Genomic DNA, 14,486 nt, shown 5'->3' with positions numbered 1-14,486 from the left:
GGCGCGGGGTGCGTGACGATGTTCGAGACCGTGTTGATCGCCAACCGGGGCGAGATCGCGTTACGGGTGCTGCGCGCCTGCCGGGAGCTGGGCGTACGGACGGCCGTCGTCTACTCCGCCGCCGACGCCGACTCGGCGGCGGTCCGTCACGCCGACCAGGCGATCCGGATCGGGCCCGCGTCGAGCCGGCGCAGCTACCTCAACGCCGCGGCCATCGTGGAGGCCGCCCGGCAGGTGGGCGCGCAGGCCGTGCACCCCGGCTACGGTTTCCTCTCCGAGGACGCCGACTTCGCCGAGATCTGCGCGGACAACGGGCTGACCTTCATCGGCCCGCCGCCGGCGGTGATGGCCGCGTTGGCCGACAAGTCCTCGGCGCGGGCCCTGATGAGCCGCGCCGGCCTGCCGCTGTCGCCGGGCAGCGTCGCACCGGTGCCGACCGCCGCCGCGGCCGCCGAGATCGCCGAGGCCGTCGGCTACCCGGTGATCGTGAAGGCCGCCGCCGGGGGCGGCGGCCGGGGAATGACAGTGGTCCGCACCCCGGGCGAGCTGCGCCGGGCGTACACCCGGACCCGGGCCGCCGCGCAGGCCGCCTTCGGCGACGACCGGGTGTACGTCGAGCGTTACCTCACCGAGGCCCGGCACGTCGAGGTGCAGGTGCTCTGCGACTCCCACGGGAACGGGGTGCACCTGGGCACCCGGGACTGCTCGGTGCAACGCCGGCACCAGAAGCTGGTGGAGGAGGCGCCCGCCCCGGCGCTGCCCGCCGCCGTCCTCGACACCATCGCCGAGACGGCGCTGCGGGGTGCGCTGGAGGTCGGTTTCGTCGGGGCCGGCACGCTGGAGTTCCTCGTCGACGCCGAGGAACGGTTCCACTTCCTGGAAATCAACTGCCGGATCCAGGTCGAGCATCCGGTGACCGAGATGGTCACGGGCATCGACCTGGTGCACGAGCAACTGCACATCGCCGCCGGGGTGCCGCTGCGCTGGCGGCAGGAGGAGATCCGCCTGCGCGGTGTCGCTGTGGAGTGCCGGGTCAACACCGAGGACCCCGGGCGCGGCTTCGCCCCCACCCCCGGCCGGTTGGACCGTTTCACCCCACCCGGCGGTCCGTTCACCCGGGTGGACACCCACGCCAGCGCCGGCTACGTGATCGGCCCCTGGTACGACTCGCTGCTGGCGAAGGTCATCGTCTGGGCACCCGACCGGGAGTTGGCCCTCAACCGGCTGGAACGCGCCCTCGACGAGTTCGACATCGCCGGCCCGGGTGTGCACACCACCATCCCGTTCGTCCGGCGGGTGCTCGACGACGCCGCATTCCGCAAAGGCCGCTACACCACGGGCCTGGTCGACCGTCTGCTCGGTGTGCCCGGTGCGGCGCCCGCGCAGCGGCCGACGGCCACCCCCGCACCGCGCCCCGCGTCCGCCGCGACGCCCGACGTACCCAACAGGAGGACCCGATGACCGTCACCCATGGTCGCCCGATGACCGCCGAGATCACCGACATCCTGGTGGCGCACTGCGGGCTGGACGCCGACGCCGCGGCCCGGGCGCCCGCCGCGTCGCTGGAGGAGTTGGGCATGGACTCCCTCGCCCTGCTGGAACTCTCCGCGGTCGTCGCCGACCGGTGGCAGGTGAGCATCCCCGAGCAGGCCGGGCAACTGAGCATCCCGGCGGTGGCCGACCTGGTCGCCAACCGCGCCGACCCGCCCGGGCACACCGAGAACAGCGTGGTCATCGACGCGCCGCTCGCGGTGGTCTGGGAGGTCACCAACGACGTGGCGAACTGGACCGAGCTGTTCACCGAGTACGCCGTGGTGGAGATCCTGCACCGCGACGGGCACACGGTGCGGTTCCGGCTCACCATGTACCCGGACGAGAACGGGGTGTCCTGGAGCTGGGTCAGTGAGCGCACCTCCGACCCGGTGAGCCGCCAGGTGCGGGCGCACCGGGTGGAGACCGGGCCGTTCGAGTACATGCGGATCCACTGGCGCTACACCGAGGAGGACGGTGGCACCCGGATGACCTGGACGCAGGACTTCGCCATGAAGCCGACAGCACCCGTCGACAACGCCGCGATGACCGAGCGGATCAACACCAACAGCGTCATCCAACTCGCAGTGATCAAGGACCGGGTGGAGCGGATCGCCCGGCAACGCGCCGACCAGGGCCACCCGGCGGCCGGCGACGAGTCGACGGAGGCCGACGATGAGTGACCTGAGCACGCGGCCGGTCGCCGCCCGGGACGTACCCGCCGACCGGCGGCGCGGCGGTGAGCTGCGGGTGCTGCTGGGCCCCCGCACCGTCGGCAGCACCTCGGGGTTCCTCGGGGTGGCCACCCTCGCGCCGGGGGAGCGGATCGCCGAGCACTACCACCCGTACAGCGAGGAGTTCCTGTACCTGGTCCGCGGCGCGATCACCGTCGACCTGGACGACCAGCCGACGTTGCTGGCCACCGGCGAGGGCCTGTTCGTCCCGGTGAACGTCCGGCACCGGCTGCGCAACACCGGCGTCGAACCGGCCGAGGTGGTCTTCCACCTGGGTCCGCTCGCCCCGCGCCCCGAGTTGGGGCACGTCGACACCGAGCTCGTCGAACAGCGGGGCGGATCGTGAGCGCGAGGAGTGAGCCGGTTCTGCGAGCCCCGCAGTCGCGAACCGAGGTGGCGCGATGACCAGGCGCCGCACGGTGGTGACCGGGGTCGGGGTGGTCGCCCCGGGCGGCGCGAGCCGGGACCGGTTCTGGAAGACCATCACCGAGGGGCGGACCGCCACGCGGCGGATCACCTTCTTCGACCCGTCGCCGTTCCGGTCGCAGATCGCCGCGGAGTGCGACTTCGACCCGGTCGCGGCGGGGCTCAGCGAGGCCGAGCGTCGCCGGGCCGACCGGTATGTCCAGTTCGCGCTGGCCTGCTCCGCCGAGGCGCTCGCCGACGCCCAACTGGTGCTCAGCGACGCGGAGCGAGACCGGGCCGGGGTGGTGCTGGGCACCGCAGTGGGCGGCACGATGGCGTTGGAGCAGGAGTACGTCACGGTCAGCGAGCACGGTAGGCGGTGGCTGGTCGACGCGGCGCGCGGTGGCCCGTACCTCTACCAGGCGTTGGTGCCCAGCAGCCTCGCCGCCGACGTGGCCTGCCGGCACGGGTGGCACGGCCCGGCGCAGGTGGTGTCGACCGGTTGCACATCCGGCATCGACGCCATCGGGTACGCCCACCAGATGATCGTGGACGGTGAGGCGGACGTGATGCTGGCCGGCGCGTCGGACTCGCCGATCTCGCCGGTGACCGTGGCCTCGTTCGACGCGATCAAGGCGACCAGCCCGGACAACGACGACCCGGCGCACGCCTCGCGTCCGTTCGACGCGGACCGGCACGGGTTCGTGCTGGCCGAGGGTGGGGCGGTGCTGGTGTTGGAGGAGGTCGGGCACGCCCTGCGGCGGGGGGCGCACATCTACTGCGAGGTGGCCGGGTACGCCAGCCGCAGCAACGGTTACCACATGACGGGGTTGCGGCCGGACGGGCTGGAGATGAGCCTCGCCGTGACCGATGCCCTCAAGCAGGGTCGGATCATCCCGGAGCAGGTGTCCTACATCAGCGCGCACGGTTCGGGTACCCGGCAGAACGACCGGCACGAGACGGCCGCGTTCAAGCGGGCGCTGGGTCAGCGCGCGTACCAGGTGCCGATCAGCTCGATCAAGTCGATGGTCGGGCACTCTCTGGGTGCGATCGGGTCGATCGAGATGGCTGCGTGTGCTCTCGCGATCGAGTTCGGTGTGGTGCCGCCGACGGCGAACTGGAGCACCAGGGATCCGGAGTGCGACCTGGACTACGTGCCGAACGAGGCGCGGGAGGTCCCGGTGGACGTGGCCCTGTCGGTGGGCAGCGGGTTCGGCGGTTTCCAGTCGGCGATGGTGTTCCGCCGACTGCCCGGGAGCGTGGCGGCGTGAGCGCCGCCCAGGAGCGTGCCGGAGTCAGCGCGCCGCAGCAGCGGGACGGGGTCAGCGCCCCGTCGGCCCGGGCGGTGGTGACCGGCATCGGTGTGGTCGCGCCCAGTGGCATCGGCGCGGACGCGCACTGGCGTACGGTGCTGGCCGGCGCCCGGCGGACCGGTCCGATCACGTTGTTCGACCCGTCCGGCTACCCGACCCGCAACGGCGGGGAGGTGCCCGGCTTCACGCCGGACTCCTACGCGGACAGTCGACAGTTGGTGCAGACCGACAGGTGGACGCACCTCGGCTTCGCGGCGACCCGGCTGGCGTTGGCCGACGCCGGTCTGCCCGAGCGGGCCCCCGACCCGTACGGGTACGCGGTGACACTGGCCAGCTCGTCCGGCGGCAACCTGTTCGGCCAGCGGGAGCTGCAACGGCTCTGGGGAGGGGCGTCGCGGACGGTCGGGGCGTACCAGTCGATTGCCTGGTTCTACGCGGCGAGCGTCGGTCAGCTCTCCATCCACCACCAGTTCAAGGGCCCGAGCGGGGTGTTGGTCGCGGAGTCGGCCGGCGGGCTGGACAGCCTCGCGCACGCGGCCCGCGCGGTGCGCCGGGGCACCCCGGTGGTGATCGCCGGGGCGACCGAGTGCCCGCTGAGCCCGTACGCGTTGGCGTGCCAGTTGCGCTCCGGTCTGCTCAGTGAGGTGACCGACCCGGAGCGGGCGTACCTGCCGTTCGACGCTTCGGCCAGCGGCTACCTGCCGGCCGAAGGGGGAGCGGTGTTCGTGGTGGAGGAGTTGGGGCACGCCCTGGCCCGGGGTGCCCGGGTCTACGGCGAGGTCAGTGGGTGGGGTTCCACCCACGACGCCGCGCACACCACGGCGGACAGCGCGGGCGACCCGGTCCAGTACGCGCGGGCGATGCGGTTGGCCCTGGACCGGGCCGACGTCGCGGCGGCCGGGATCGACGTGGTGCTGCCCGACGCGCTCGGGGTGCCCCGCTACGACCGCAGCGAGGCCGAGGCGCTGCGTGCGGTGTTCGGCGACCGGCCGCCTCCGGTGTCGACGCAGAAACCGCTGACCGGGCGGGCGTACCAGGGTGGGTCGGCGTTGGACGTGGCGACCGCGCTGCTCGCGTTCGCCCACGACACGCTGCCGGCCTCGGCGGGCCCGGACGAGGTGGCCGACGGGTGCGAGCTGGACTTCCTGCGCGAGCACCGCCGGCCGCGCAGCCGCCTCGCGCTGGTCTGCGCGCGGGGCTTCGACGGCTTCAACAGCGCGCTGGTCCTGCGGGGGGCCGCGCCGACGATGGGAGAAGCATCATGAGCGAGCAGCGGGCCCGGGTGGTCTTCCTGGTGCGGGTGCCGACGCCGCGCACCGAGGCGTTCCTCGCCGCCTACGAGGAGGTGCGGCATCTGGTGGCCGGAGGGGTACCGGGGCACCTGGTCGACCAGGTGTGCCGCTCGTCGACCGACCCGGAACAGTGGTTGATCACCAGTGAGTGGGCGAGCCTGGCCGACTTCGAGACCTGGGAACGCAGCCCGGAGCACCGGGACCTCGTCCGCCCGATGCGGGAGTGCTTCACCGACGCCCGTTCCCTGCGGTTCCACATCCACGCCCAGACACCCGCCCTGGCCTGACAGCGCTGCAATCTTGGACAGTTTCCGTCAGCTCATGACTCTTCAGTCCCATGACCTCTGTCGCAGTTCATGTCCCGGTAGGCGTGTCACAAGATCAGCGGGTTGGGTGGGGGTGTGTAGGGCGGTTTGATTGCTGGGCATGGCGACTCGGCGTCAGGTCATGAGCGCGTTGGATGCCCTGCTGGCGGCAGGGGTGAAGATCGGTAATGTTCAGCAGTGGTGCCGGGAGAACGGGGTTAATCCGCGTACGTTCTACCGACATCGGGCACGGGTCGAGGCCGAGGGTGTGTGGCGGCCTCGATCGAGCCGGCCGCATCACAGCCCGGGCCAGACGCCGCCGGAGTTGGATGCCTGGATCTGCAAGCTGCGCGCCGAGTTGGGCGTCGACAACGGCGCGGACCACATCCATGACGAACTGATGCGCGTGCACGCCGAGATCCGTCCTGGCTGGTCGGTGCCGTCACGGTCCACGATCAACCGGGTGCTGTCCCGCCACGACCTGCTGCAGCGCAATCCGGCCAAGAAGCCGCGGTGTTCCTGGCGCCGGTTCGCCTACGCCCGCCCCCGCGACTGCTACCAGATCGACGCGACGATGGTCGCGCTCGCCAACGGCCGTCTCGTCGCGGTGTTCGACGTCCTGGACGACTGCACCCGCATGCTGGTGGCCTGCCACGCCGCCCTCGCCGAAACCGCTACCGCCGCTATCACCGCCATCAACCAGGCGGTCACTGACCACGGCGCACCCGCGATCGTCCTGTCCGACAACGGAGCGGCATTCACCAGCCGACACCGGCACGACAACGCCGGACCATCACGCTTCGCCCAAACCCTGCACCACCACGGCACCCGCCTGATCCACTCCAGCCCTTACCACCCACAGACCTGCGGGAAGGTCGAACGCCACCACCAGACCCTCAAAAAATGGCTCGCCGCTCAACCCCACCAACCCCGCACCCTGACGCAGCTGCAACACCTACTCAACACCTACCGCGACTACTACAACCACCGCCGCCACAGCGCCCTACCCGCCCGGGCAACCCCCCACCACACCTGGCACACCGCCACACACCACGGCAGCCCTCAAGCCCTACCCATCCAAACCGACGCCACCATCCACCGACCCCGCGTCTCCGACACCGGCACCATCCGCGTTGCTCACGCTCGCATCGGCATCGGCTGCGCCTGGCGCGGCCACACCCTCACCGCCATCCGCGACCACCACCACATCACCGTCTACGCCCCCGACGGCACCCCCATCGGCCACACCACCACCAGCGACAGCAAGTACACCCGACTCACCCCCACCCCATGACACACCTCCCGGGACATGCCATTGACACACCTCCCGGGACATGACAGTCAGCTCATGACGGAAACTGTCCAAGATTGCGTTGGTGACATCGGTGCGCGCCGGGCGGGCCGGCAGCCGTACGGTGCCCCGCACAATGATCGACTCCACGTCGGCGAAGTGGCGCCTACCCGTCGCCTCGACACCCCCACATCCCCGACCTGGTGTCGATCACACCCGCTGACCGAGTGGCCATCGGCCGTCCGGCTGACGGCGCGCGACGGTGGTACGAGGCGTCACGCCTCAGTGACACTCTGCCGAGGCACGCGCCTGATCCTGCCCGCCGAACGGGCTGTCGGCAATCCGGCTGGCCGCTTCTTTTGATCCATCCATTTGCATCTAGCAATGGTCCTGTGCGCGTCGTATGGTTCCCCGCAGCACCCCAACAAGCGTACGTCATGGGCATATTTGCCCTAATTGATGCTGGGCGGTGAACGGCAGTGGCGGCAGAAGATCCTACGGCGACGGACCCCGGGTGGGTGGACGAAATCCTGTTCGCGGGCCGTTCTACCGACGTTTGTCTCCGTCTGCCCGAACCCGTCGATCGGTCCACTCTGCACCGGTTGGTGGAAGCCGCGCAAGGCCGGCTCGTCGCGGCCGGACTGCGCCCCGGTGGGGCTGCCGCGCTGCGGCTGCCGCCCTCACTGGCGTACGTGGTGAACCTGCTCGCCACCTGGCGCGCCGGGGCACAGGCGATCCTGCTCGACCACCGGTTGACCGACCACGAGGTGGACCGTGCCCTGGTTCGGCTCACCCCGCAGGTGGTGGTCGCGCCGATCCGCAGTGGCGGCGGCGCGTTGAAGGTCTTCGTCGACGTCACCGAGGGCGTCACCCGGTACGCCGACAGCCCGGCGGTCAGCGGCCACGCCGTGATCCAACTCAGCTCCGGCTCCACCGGACCGTCCAAGGTGATCGGTCGCACGGCAGCGGACCTGGTCGCCGAGGTGCGCCGCTACACGCGGATCGACGGGGTCGCCCTGCCCGGCGAGCGGATCATCCTGCTGCCCTCGATGGTGCACGTGCTCGGCCTGGTCGGTGGCCTGCTCTACGGGCTGCACGCCGGGGTCGAGCTGGTGCCGCCGCAGCGGCTCAGCGGCGACGCCGTGCTGGCCGCGATCGCCGCCGACCCGACACCGGCGACAGTGCTCGGCGTGCCTTTCCACATCGGACTGCTCGCCTCCACCCGGGCGGCCGGTCCGCTGCCGCAGCTACGGCGGATGACCACCGGCGGCGAGCTGGTGCCGGCCGCCGTCGCCCGGGCGTTCACCGACCGGTACGGGGTGCCGCTGGGCAACATGTACGGGATGACCGAGGTCGGGGTGATCGGCACCGACCTGCACGGGTCACACCGACCGTCGATCGCACCGGCGCCCGGCATCGAGGTCCGCGAGTCCGGCGGTGAGCTGTGGGTGTCCTGCCCCGCGTCGCCGTACGTCGGGCTGAGCGACCCGACCCGCTGGGCCGACGGCTGGCTGCATACCCGTGACGCCGGCACCGTCGACCCCGACACCGGCCTGGTCACCGTGCGCGGTCGACTCGATTCGCAGGTCTCCGTGGGCGGCATGAAGGTCGACCTGACCGAGGTGGAGACGAGCGTCGCCGAGCTGCCCGGGGTGGCCGCCGCGGTGGTGGTGTGGGACGACGGCATCACCGCGTACGTCCAACCGGACGGGCCGCTGTCGGAGGAGACGCTGGACAAGCTCCTCGCCGAGCGGTTGGCCGGCTACAAGCGCCCTCGGGTGCTGCGCCTGCTCGACCAGTTGCCCCGCACCACCACCGGCAAGCTGGTCCGTTCGACGGATACGCTGCGCTCGGCGGCCACGTCGTGACCGGGCCACTGCACCACGACGACCTCGACCTGGGCCGTCGCGCGCACCGCGACGGCGAGGACGACGTCTCCGCCCAGCGGTGGGTGACCGACCCACAGGGTCTCCGCGCCGGGCACCGGTCGCCACGGCCACCCCGGGGGCGGCATCTCCCGGAGCAACCCGCCGCCGCGCAGCCCTCGTCCGAGCGTCTTGCCCACCGCCTCCTTCGCGGTCCACAGCCGCAGGAAGTCCACCGCCCGGCCGGCCTCGGGCCGATCGGCCAACCAGGCCGACTCGGCCGGCGGGAACCAGCGGCGGGCCAACGCGAGCGCGGGCAGCGGACGGACCCGCTCCACGTCCACCCCGACCGCGCCGGCCCGGCGGGCGGCGACCACCACGATCCCGGCGGTACGGCTGACGCTGACCGGCAGCCGCTCCGACCGAGCCGTGCGGACCACCGGTCGCCCCGCGCGGTCGTGCGTCAGCAGCAGCTCGGCAGCCGGACGGTCGAGCAGCAGACCGCCCGCCCGACGCAGCAGATCACCGGCGGGATCCGGCTGACCGCCGGTGTCCCGACCGACCCACACGTAGGCGGTGTCCCGACCGGACGCCGTCAGCTGGCCCACCCAGAGAGGTTATCCATGAGAGCCGAGGTCCGCGCCTTCGTCGTCGAGCAGCTCGCCGACATGAACTACGACGTCGAGGGACTCGACGACGACACCACGCTCGGCCCCGCCGGCGTCGACCTGGAGTCGCTCGCCCTGGCCGACCTGTCCGTCCGGGTCGAGGACCGCTACGGCGTGACGTTCGCCGACGACGAGTCGGAGCAGTTGGCCCTGATGACGGTGGGCGAGTTCACCACAATGGTCGCCGACCGCGTCACCCAGGCGACGAGCGGGGCAGCGGCGACGACCGGCACGGCGGCGACGAGCGACAAAGCCTGATGGGCGGTCAGCCCGACCTGGGGCGAGCTGACCTGCTGACCATGCTCGCCGAACTCACCGCGAAACCGGCTGCCGAGGTGTCCGACCGGGTCGGCTCGATGGAGCTTGCCTGGCTGGTGCACCTCGTCGAGCAGCGTTACGACCGACGGCTCGACCTCACCGACGACGAGCTGGCCGGAATCCGTACCGTCGACGACGCCCTGGCGGTGTTCCGGGCGTCGCTGACGACCCCCGCAGATGGCTGAGCGGCGCCTCGCGCAGCTCACCGGCGTACACGCGGTCAGTGCCCTCGGTCGGGGTGCCGAGGCGCAGCTCGCCGGCGCGCTGGCCGGTGTTCCGGCGTTCGCAGCGGTACGCCGTTTCGACACCGCCTCCCGCCGGGTCACCGTCGCGGCCACCCTGCCCGAGGTCGGTGCGCTGGCCGACGAACTGACCGCCGCCGTCGACGCGGCCTGCCACGCGGCCGGCCTCACCGCCGCGCAGCGCGTCGGATGCGCCCTGCTGCTCGCCGTGCACGGCGGACCGGCGGGGCCGGGCCCCGCCCCGGGCGCGCTCGCCGGCCAGCTCGCGGCCCGGTGTGGGCTGTCCGGGCACACCCGTGTCTACACCAGCGCGTGTGTGTCGGCGAGTACGGCGGTGGCCGACGCGGCGACACTGATCGCCCGGGGCGACGTCGACCGGGTGGTGGTCGCCGCCGGATACCTCGTGGAGCCCGATCAGTTCGCGCTCTTCGACGCCGGTCGAGCCCTCGCGGTCGACGGTGCGGTCCGCCCGTTCAGCGCCCACCGGCGGGGGTTGCTGCTCGGTGACGGGGTGGCCGCAGTGGTCCTGGAGTCCAGCGCCGGGCGTCGGCACGGGGCCGAACCGCTGGCCACCGTCTCCGGCTGGGGGCGGGCCGGGGACGCCTTCCACCCGTGTCAGCCGGACCCGACCGGCGCCGGGCTGGCCCGTGCTGTCGACGCCGCGCTGCGCCGGGCCGGTCTGCCGGCCCAGGCCGTCGGCTACGTGAACGCCAATGCCACCGGCACCCCACAGAGTGACGCCGCCGAGGCCGCCGCCCTGCACCGGGCGCTCGGCGAACACGCGGCGCGGGTGCCGGTCAGCTCCACCAAGTCCCTGCACGGACACGCGTTGGAGGCGTCCGGGCTGCTCGAACTCGTGGTCACCGCGATCGCGCTCCGGGACGGCGACCTGCCGGTCAACGCCGGCTGGCTGGCCCCGGACGAGGCCTGCCCGCTGGACGTCATCACCGAGCGGCCCCGCCGGACGACACCCACCCACGCGTTGACACTCAACGCGGCGTTCGGCGGCGCCAACACGGCACTCCTGGTCGGCGCGCCGTGACCGCCTCCGAGACCCAGCCATCGTCCGGTGCGCGCTCCGACGCACCCGACCGGGCGAGCGGGTCGACGGGAGAGCCGGTTCTGTTGGCGCGGGCACGGTGGCCGGAGGCCGGCGACGACGGGCCGGCGCCGGGAGTCCCGGGGTTCGTGTCCTCGCAGTTCGCGCCCGTGGTGGTGGCGGTCGCGGAACGGTGCCTGCGGCGGCGGTACGGGACGGCGGGGGTGCCCGTCGGGGTGCGGACCGGGATCGTGCTGGTCAGCGCCAGTGGCGACCGCGTCAGCGCCGAGCACGTACGGGCGACCGTCGAGGACGGCGGACGGATCGGTCCGCTGTTCTTCTTCCAGTCCGTGCCCAACAGCGTCGCCGGGCACGTAGCGGCGCGCTGGGGCCTGCGCGGCCCGGTGGTCTGCCTGAGCCCGACCGGTGACCCGTACGCCGACGGCGTCGCCGAGGCGGACCTGCTACGCGACGACGGCGACGCCGACGAGGTGTTGCTGATCCTGATCGAACAGGCACCCGACGCGCCCACCGAGGCGGTCGCGGTACTGCTGGGGGGAGAGGGACGACCGTGAGGAAACGAGGACTACGCGCTGCCGTGGCCGCCGATCCCGAGGTGGGCGCGGGTAACGTCCTGGCCCGGGTGTTGGCGCACGGCGCCGACCCGGACGGACCCGGGTTGACGTTCGACACCGCCGTCGACGGGCACCCGGCCGAGACACCGCTCACGCTGGGTCGGCTCGACGAGCGGGTCGCCGCCCGCGCCGCCTGGCTGCACGAGCGCGGGATACGCCCCCGTGACCCGGTCGCCGTCTGGGCCACCGCCGCCGCCGACATGGTGCTCAGCTACCTGGCGCTGGCCCGTCTCGGCGCCATTCCGGCGCTGATGAACGGCAAGCTCCGCCCGGAGATCGCCGCCGAGTACATCCGCCGGCTGCGGGGCGTCGGTGTGCTCGCCGACGACGAGCACACCGCGCTGCTGGCCGGGCGCGACCTCGGCGTACCGCTGCTCGGCACCCCCGCGCAGGCCGGCACCGGCGACCCGTCCGCCGCCCCGGCGCACTACCGGCACCACCCGGACGACCCGATCGTGATCACCCACACCTCCGGGACGACCGGGGTGCCCAAGGCGGTGCTGCACTCGCACGCCAGCCTCTTCGCCGCCACCCGGCACCTGCTCAGCATGCCCCAGGCACAGGGCACCCACCGGATCCTCAACGCGTTGCCCGCCCCGCACACCGCGACGGTGTTGATGGTCAACCAGGCCCTGGGCAACTCCGCGGAGATGCTGCTCTTGTCCGAACAGGACGGTGAGCGGGTGCTCGACGCCATCCAACGGTGGCACCCCGACGGCGTGTTCGGCTTCTCGGTCACCTGGGCCGAGTTGGCCCGCTTCGACCTGTCCGGGTACGACCTGGACTCGGTGCGGCTGTGGTTCAACACCGGCGACGCGTCGCACGAGCCGCACATCCGTCGCCTCGTCGCCGTCGGCTGGCACGACACCGTCACCCGCGACGGGGTGGCGAAGGTGCCCGGTTCGGTCTTCATCGACGGGCTGGGCTCCAGCGAGATGGGGCACTCGATGTTCCACATCACCCACCGCGCCGACACCGACCGGTACGGCCGCTGCATCGGTCGCCCGTACCGGTTCGCCACCGTCGCGGTGCTCGACGCCGACGGTGAACCGGTGCCGGCAGGTGAGGTGGGTTTCCTCGGCATCGACTCGCCGTCGCTGTTCCGGGGCTACTGGAACGACTCGGCCACCACGTACCGGTTCCGTCAGCGCGGCTGGTATCTGACCGGCGACCTGGTCCGCGCCGACGCCGACGGCCGTTACTACCACCTGGACCGGGCGGTGGACTCGGTGGAGACCGGTGACGGGCGACGCCTCTACACCGCGTTGAGCGAGGAGCGGATCCTCGCCGCCTGCCCGGATGTCACCGACTGCACTGTGGTGATCGTCGCCGAGGCCGGCCAGGTGGTCACCGACGTGTTGCTGGAGTTGGCCGCCGGCGCCGACGAGGCCGAGGACCGCACCGAGCGGGTCCGCACGGCCCTCGGCCCGGACGTCGGCGGTACGTTGCGTCGGGTCGTACCGGTGCGTTCCGCCGACATCCCGGTCACCGTGACCGGCAAGGTCCGCAAGGTGGTCCTGCGGGAGCGTTACCTCACCGAGGCGGTCTCGTGAGTGCCCTGATCACCGGGATGGGTCTGTTCACCCCGGTCGGGCGGGGTGTCGAGGAGACCTTCGAGGCGCTGACCACCGGGCGTTCCGGGCTGACCCGCCCGCCCGACGGGCACCCGGCGGCGCAGTCGCTGGACGTCGCCGGTCTGCTGCCCGACATCGACCCGCGCACCGTCACCTCCGGGCCGGAGACCCGGGTGCTGGACCGGATCGTGGTGCTCGCCCTGCTCACCGCCGCGGACGCGCTCGCCGACGCCGGCATCGAGGTGGGCCGCGACGTCGACCCCGAGCGGATCGGGGTGATCGTCGGAGGGGTCGGCGGGATGGCCACGCTGGAGGCGCAGGTGCTGGACCGCGCCGCCCGGGGTCGGGCGGCCGTCAGCCCGTACCTGCTCACCGGGATCCTGCCGAACATGCCGGCGGCGCGGATCGCCATCGCGCACGGCATCCGGGGCTACAGCTCGTCGGTCGGCACCGCCTGCGCCTCGGGTGCACAGGCGATCGCCGACGCGGTCCGGCTGATCGCGACCGGGGAGGCCGACGTGGTGCTCTGCGGGGCCAGTGAGGCGCCGCTCTTCGGAACCTTCGCGGACACCTTCGGCAACGCGCGAGCCCTGGCCCGCGCCGGCGCCGACCCGGCCCGCGCCAGCCGGCCGTTCGACACCTCCCGCAGCGGCTTCGTGCTGGCCGAGGGCGCCGCGCTGCTGGTCCTGGAAAACGCCGAGCACGCCGCCGCGCGCGGGGCGACCGGGTACGCCGAGGTGGCCGGCTTCGGGGCGACCACCGACGCGTACCACCCGACCGCGCCCCGCCCCGACGGCGCCGGCGCGGCCGCCTGCATGCGCCGGGCGCTGCGCAGCTCCGGTGTGCCGGCGGCGGCCGTCGGTTACGTCAACGCCCACGGCACCGCCACGAAGCGCGGCGACATCGCGGAGACCACCGCCCTCGCGGACGTCTTCGGTGTCGACGGCGTGCCGGTCAGCTCCACCAAGGCGCTCACCGGCCACCTGCTCGGCGCGTCCGGTGTCCTGGAGACGGCGGCCACCGCGTTGGCGCTCGGTCGGGGGCTGCTGCCGCCGACGTACCACCTCGACGACCCGGACCCGGCCTGCCCGGCGGACCACATCCGTGGCGCGCCCCGCAAGGCCGACCCGGAGTACGCGGTGACGAACTCGTTCGGGTTCGGCGGTCAGAACGTGAGCCTGCTGCTCGCGCGTGTCGCCGAGCCGAGGAGGTGATCGACGCGGCATCCCGGGCGGGCACGCCCGGACGGCAGTACGGGGGGAATTGTGTGGGAGG

General features: G+C 72.7%; 15 protein-coding genes. 14 read left to right on the top strand and 1 reads right to left on the bottom strand.

The genetic code is table 11. From position 1 onward, the window contains the following. The first annotated feature begins 18 nt into the window (after nt 1-18). The 8 genes from O3438_RS06370 to O3438_RS06335 all read left to right on the top strand — a co-directional run bounded on the left by O3438_RS06370 (nt 19) and on the right by O3438_RS06335 (nt 8,738). Nucleotides 19-1,461 (top strand): acetyl-CoA carboxylase biotin carboxylase subunit, encoded by a 1,443-nt coding sequence (locus O3438_RS06370; RefSeq protein WP_269679037.1) that lies wholly within the window; start codon nt 19-21, stop codon nt 1,459-1,461. After that, nucleotides 1,458-2,213 carry an SRPBCC family protein gene (locus tag O3438_RS06365; protein WP_269679036.1) on the top strand — a complete coding sequence of 252 codons (756 nt, stop codon included), beginning with the start codon at nt 1,458-1,460 and terminating at the stop codon, nt 2,211-2,213. The genes O3438_RS06370 and O3438_RS06365 overlap by 4 nt, the downstream gene beginning before the upstream one ends. Next, complete coding sequence (locus O3438_RS06360) at nt 2,206-2,610, top strand: cupin domain-containing protein (protein WP_088989433.1); 405 nt, start codon at nt 2,206-2,208, stop codon at nt 2,608-2,610. Before O3438_RS06365 ends, O3438_RS06360 begins: the two co-directional genes overlap by 8 nt. A gap of 55 nt (nt 2,611-2,665) precedes the next feature. Continuing rightward, on the top strand, nt 2,666-3,940 hold the full coding sequence (locus O3438_RS06355; RefSeq protein ID WP_269679035.1) for a beta-ketoacyl-[acyl-carrier-protein] synthase family protein: 1,275 nt from the start codon (nt 2,666-2,668) through the stop codon (nt 3,938-3,940). 74 nt (nt 3,941-4,014) lie between these two features. Beyond that, complete coding sequence (locus O3438_RS06350) at nt 4,015-5,247, top strand: beta-ketoacyl synthase N-terminal-like domain-containing protein (protein ID WP_269683584.1); 1,233 nt, start codon at nt 4,015-4,017, stop codon at nt 5,245-5,247. Then, nucleotides 5,244-5,561 carry an antibiotic biosynthesis monooxygenase family protein gene (locus O3438_RS06345; protein ID WP_269679034.1) on the top strand — a complete coding sequence of 106 codons (318 nt, stop codon included), beginning with the start codon at nt 5,244-5,246 and terminating at the stop codon, nt 5,559-5,561. The genes O3438_RS06350 and O3438_RS06345 overlap by 4 nt, the downstream gene beginning before the upstream one ends. A gap of 160 nt (nt 5,562-5,721) precedes the next feature. Then, nucleotides 5,722-6,873, top strand: a complete 1,152-nt coding sequence (locus tag O3438_RS06340; protein WP_269678512.1) for a DDE-type integrase/transposase/recombinase — start codon at nt 5,722-5,724, stop codon at nt 6,871-6,873. Nucleotides 6,874-7,388: 515 nt separating this feature from the next. After that, entirely contained in the window at nt 7,389-8,738 is a 1,350-nt protein-coding gene (locus O3438_RS06335) for a class I adenylate-forming enzyme family protein (protein ID WP_442929569.1), read from the top strand. Here the strand turns inward: O3438_RS06335 and O3438_RS06330 are convergent. After that, the gene (locus tag O3438_RS06330; protein WP_269679032.1) at nt 8,633-9,343 is read right to left on the bottom strand and encodes a 4'-phosphopantetheinyl transferase family protein; all 711 of its coding nucleotides are present in this window, start codon (nt 9,341-9,343) and stop codon (nt 8,633-8,635) included. The genes O3438_RS06335 and O3438_RS06330 overlap by 106 nt on opposite strands. Before the next feature lie 15 nt (nt 9,344-9,358). On the opposite strand from O3438_RS06330, the gene O3438_RS06325 reads away from it, so the two are divergent. The 6 genes from O3438_RS06325 to O3438_RS06300 all read left to right on the top strand — a co-directional run bounded on the left by O3438_RS06325 (nt 9,359) and on the right by O3438_RS06300 (nt 14,425). After that, nucleotides 9,359-9,661, top strand: a complete 303-nt coding sequence (locus tag O3438_RS06325) for an acyl carrier protein (protein ID WP_269679031.1) — start codon at nt 9,359-9,361, stop codon at nt 9,659-9,661. After that, nucleotides 9,661-9,906: an acyl carrier protein gene (locus tag O3438_RS06320; RefSeq protein ID WP_269679030.1), complete on the top strand. Its 246-nt coding sequence runs from the start codon at nt 9,661-9,663 to the stop codon at nt 9,904-9,906. Before O3438_RS06325 ends, O3438_RS06320 begins: the two co-directional genes overlap by 1 nt. Continuing rightward, nucleotides 9,899-11,005 (top strand): beta-ketoacyl-[acyl-carrier-protein] synthase family protein, encoded by a 1,107-nt coding sequence (locus O3438_RS06315; protein ID WP_269679029.1) that lies wholly within the window; start codon nt 9,899-9,901, stop codon nt 11,003-11,005. The genes O3438_RS06320 and O3438_RS06315 overlap by 8 nt, the downstream gene beginning before the upstream one ends. Nucleotides 11,006-11,085: 80 nt before the next feature. Beyond that, complete coding sequence (locus tag O3438_RS06310; protein ID WP_269683583.1) at nt 11,086-11,577, top strand: beta-ketoacyl synthase chain length factor; 492 nt, start codon at nt 11,086-11,088, stop codon at nt 11,575-11,577. Beyond that, nucleotides 11,574-13,190: a class I adenylate-forming enzyme family protein gene (locus O3438_RS06305; RefSeq protein ID WP_269679028.1), complete on the top strand. Its 1,617-nt coding sequence runs from the start codon at nt 11,574-11,576 to the stop codon at nt 13,188-13,190. Before O3438_RS06310 ends, O3438_RS06305 begins: the two co-directional genes overlap by 4 nt. Next, entirely contained in the window at nt 13,187-14,425 is a 1,239-nt protein-coding gene (locus O3438_RS06300) for a beta-ketoacyl-[acyl-carrier-protein] synthase family protein (protein ID WP_269679027.1), read from the top strand. Before O3438_RS06305 ends, O3438_RS06300 begins: the two co-directional genes overlap by 4 nt. Nucleotides 14,426-14,486 lie beyond the last annotated feature (61 nt).

It is taken from the genome of Micromonospora sp. WMMC250 (assembly GCF_027460215.1).
In the GTDB taxonomy this organism is placed as follows: domain Bacteria; phylum Actinomycetota; class Actinomycetes; order Mycobacteriales; family Micromonosporaceae; genus Micromonospora; species Micromonospora taraxaci.
Note: the sequence above shows the minus strand (reverse complement) of the source record. Positions and strands in the feature narration are given on the sequence as shown.